This is a genomic window from Endozoicomonas sp. SESOKO3, assembly GCF_024606255.1.
In genome coordinates this window covers 1-3557 of record NZ_JAHHPR010000462.1, presented here as the reverse complement: position 1 = coordinate 3557, position 3557 = coordinate 1, and the positions used below count along the sequence as shown (strand labels likewise).

At 40.4% G+C, this 3557-nt stretch carries 1 protein-coding gene and 1 pseudogene; one reads left to right on the top strand and one right to left on the bottom strand.

The features are described from left to right. Positions 1–307: 307 nt before the first annotated feature. Complete coding sequence (locus tag KDK18_RS07885) at positions 308–3136, top strand: hypothetical protein (RefSeq protein ID WP_257254356.1); 2829 nt, start codon at positions 308–310, stop codon at positions 3134–3136. On the opposite strand, the pseudogene KDK18_RS07880 reads toward KDK18_RS07885, so the two are convergent. Next, positions 3133–3288, bottom strand: a pseudogene (locus KDK18_RS07880) (IS5/IS1182 family transposase); the annotation flags it as partial. The gene KDK18_RS07885 and the pseudogene KDK18_RS07880 overlap by 4 nt on opposite strands. Between the last annotated feature and the right edge of the window lie 269 nt (positions 3289–3557).

Here is a 3557-nt window from a genome sequence, read left to right as displayed (position 1 = left end):
TGCAAATCCTGAAAAAGCAAAAAGAACCGTAAACGCAGCCAGACAACCAAAAGACTTGAAGCCGGGCATCAGAGTATCAAATGAGGTATTCAATAAAATAATACATGCCCAACATTTATTTCAACTGGATAACAACATTATTAAGGAAGTCAGATTAATTCAGGCAAATCCGGAAAAATTTTTACAACAGGTAGAAAAACAGATCTCGGCATTCAAAAAAGCTGTAGTAAAAAATAAAAACCCAACAAACGAGCTGGGACTGGGCTATTACTACTTTCTCAAGGCACTGGCCATGATGAGGGCCAAAATGTCAGATGATGACAAAACTATTGAGTTGTCGTTTAGCCCGCAAGTCATGTTCAATGCCAAAAAGATAAAAGAGACCATTTTGCATTCTGAAAACTTCTACTTCCCTTATGCCAGAATGCTCTTGCTGTTTTTTGAATATGCCACGAAAGGAGAGCTTCTGGTAACATTATCAGCCTGTGCCTCTGCATTCTCCGGAGTGTCACAGTCTATTGAGATTTTATTAGAGTCGGAGTCGCATTCAGCGGTTCTGACCGGAGTGTTACTAAAGTGGCTATTGCTGATTCCCAAGCCTTTCGAACTGAAACTAGCGTTTGAAGCAGACACCTACCTAAAAAATCCACAAAGCAAAATTCCAGGCAGAGTAACACCTTCCATACGTCTACTCAGAGAGTTTTTGGAGCAACTTCCGGCGAAAGGCTCTGATGGTGCAGTTGATCTTATTTTAGCTCGAATAGACGAGACTTTTATAAATCCCCTATATCTGCCATACGAACAGCATGAACACGCAGAAGCGATAGCAGCAGTGCTAGCGGCAGTGGAAACTGCGTCAGTGAAAGCGCAAAAGGCAAAGCAAGTAATAGCAGAAATTCGTGTGCAAACACAAGAGCATGCGAAAGCGGTAGATGAATTAAACACGGCATCGATCGCGTTAGCGAAAGCAAAAACAGTTGCAGAAAAATTCGAAAAAGTGGAAGCAAGAGAGTCATTGGAAGCGATAAAGGAAGAGGAAGAGGAAGTGAAAGTCAAAGGGGGCAATACAGCAGAAACGCAAGCAGAAGTAAAATTAAGATTGGTACTGAGCCTTGCAACGGGTCGAATGGACTTACTTAAATTTTATAGTCTGGATCTATCTCCAATTATCATGCGTTTTTCTCTACAGGACTTTATTGCACCAAGTTCATTGAATGCCATATTCCTCAAAGAAAAAAAGGAGCAACTCACTAAGGATATTGATCCTGAGAATCGGGCTTTGGCAGATATCATAAAACTTGCTTTTCATCTGCTTGATGTATCACCAGAAGAAAAGCCCGTTTTTCCTCATCTTAAAGCCCTTCCCCTCAATGACCAAGCCAGTTTGACCGTCCATCATTTTGGCCATGACTTACAATTTCTAACAAAGTTAATTAGCTTGTTTCCTGAACTGGCTACCAAGGATGAGTCACAATGGTACAACGTCTTTTTTCTGATTCACGAGTACACGATCAGGCGAATCGGTGAAAATCCGGAAAAGGCAAAAACACTCCAGAGCCATTCAGAAGATTGGCAAAAAAAACGCAATTGGTTTGAAAAGCATATATGGCATATGCCAGTCGAGACGGATGATAGTCATTTAATACCAAAGGACATCGACTCTGCTTTCTTTGACAGTGCCAGCTTGAAAAAATTCAAAGATGGAGACGAAGGTATCTTTATTCTTGCTATTCAGCAAGCCAGAAAAGTTGGCTACCAGAAATTAATGCAGCAGTTAAAGCAATATGAAAATAAATTAGATGATGAATCATTACAGATGACAGGCTGGATTAATTGCCTGGCTGGATTGACGCTTCTTGAGGCGGAAATAAGTTCTGACTCCCGGCGGATAGTATTAACCGATCGCAAAAGTTTTCTGGAGAGTGCTTATGAACATTTCATGAAAGCACGTATGACTGGCTTCCATTATGGCGGTTATCTGGAATCACTGGTGTTTATGCGGCTAGCAAATCACTATCAGTATTATCAGGACGAAACATCAGCCCCCCAACAAAAAGACTCAATCTATAAGCCTGTTATTCAATACGTATCGACCAAAAAACCGGAGGAAAAGTTATTTATTGAAGCGGGTAAGATTATTACGGAAATTTTACCCGGGTTGATAGCGAGCTCTATGTGTGGAGTACGTTTTGCGGCTGAAGCAGCCATCAGAATCTTTACTAATGAACGGTTTAACCTTCTGCATATCCCACAGGCTGGCTGGCCGACAATACTCACAAAATATTTTTTACTTGCCAATACAAACTACCACATCCAGTTTGTGTTCAGCAATGATGGCTCTGAAGCTGAAAAAGAGTTATTCCCCAAAATAAATAACCCAGATAGTATTGAGAGAATACTTCTGAAACCACTTGAGGAAATAAGAAAGCTAAGCATTAAAGAAAGACCAGAACAATATGGTATTTTCCTGGACAGTGAAATCAAAAGTAGTGGCAGACCAGAAAACATCAAGAAATATTTAAGCCTTGTCAAAGCTTTTATAATAGGTAAACCCGAAGTACTTGATATATCATCCGAGGTAAGAGCCTCTGATATTGATCAATTATCAGAGAATATTACAAGCTATGAGCTAAGCCGGAGTGACTTCATAACGTCGTTTGAAGCGCTGCAGGAAACACCACAAACTCAAACCGGCTTTGACGAATTCATTTACAATCTGCCCCAACTGGAATCTCATCCGAACTATGGGGCTATAAGTAATGCTCTGTTGAAGAAACATCGCACAAAATCAGCCTTGATTCACTATTATTTATGGGCTTACGAGACCCTCGATGAAAGCTGTGACAACGAACGCAACCTGTTCTGGGATACAGTAATGGCTGAGAAGATTGAAAAAAATGAACAAATGAAAACAGCCTTTTTTACACTTCTGGCAACCGCCGATCTAACGGTTATGTACGATGATAATCGGGAGGCCATGAGCACCGCATTCAAACAGTACGACAGAGATCTTTCTGTCTGGTTGGCCTTTTTTCACTCGATCTCAGCCAATTCCGCCCGCCTTCTGGGAGAGAAACATAATGCAGATTTCCATATGAAGCATCTTTTAAAACAAAAAAAAATACTAAGCCGTTAAGACGTTGTCCATAATTGACTCAGTAAGAGTAACAAGAAGCCCAAATGCGTAAATTGAAGACTTGTGTTCAGTTTACGCTCAGTATTTTTCCATAAATAGCGGCAGTTTTCTAACCAGAAAAATGAGGTTTCAACGAAACAGCGCTGCGGGATTCCGTACCAAAACTTTACAGCCAATGAAATAGAAGTCCCATCGTAAACTTTTCCATCTATTTTTGACTACAACAGAAACCCCGTTGACTGTTATGCCTATTACCTACAGAGCCATTCTTGCCACATCCTGAACCCACTGCTATTTTTCCTCAGACTCCATAGGAATCAGAACAATTCATTCAATCAATACAAATAAAAACGGTTGTTTAACAGGTCAACTCTGATTAACAAATTAATAATTATCAAATGGGATCTACGTCAACTCTATG

What these genes read in the sequence shown, in the direction of transcription:
- KDK18_RS07885 (WP_257254356.1), top strand. Translation starts at nt 308, where the DNA reads ATGTCAGATGATGACAAAACTATTGAGTTGTCGTTTAGCCCGCAAGTC.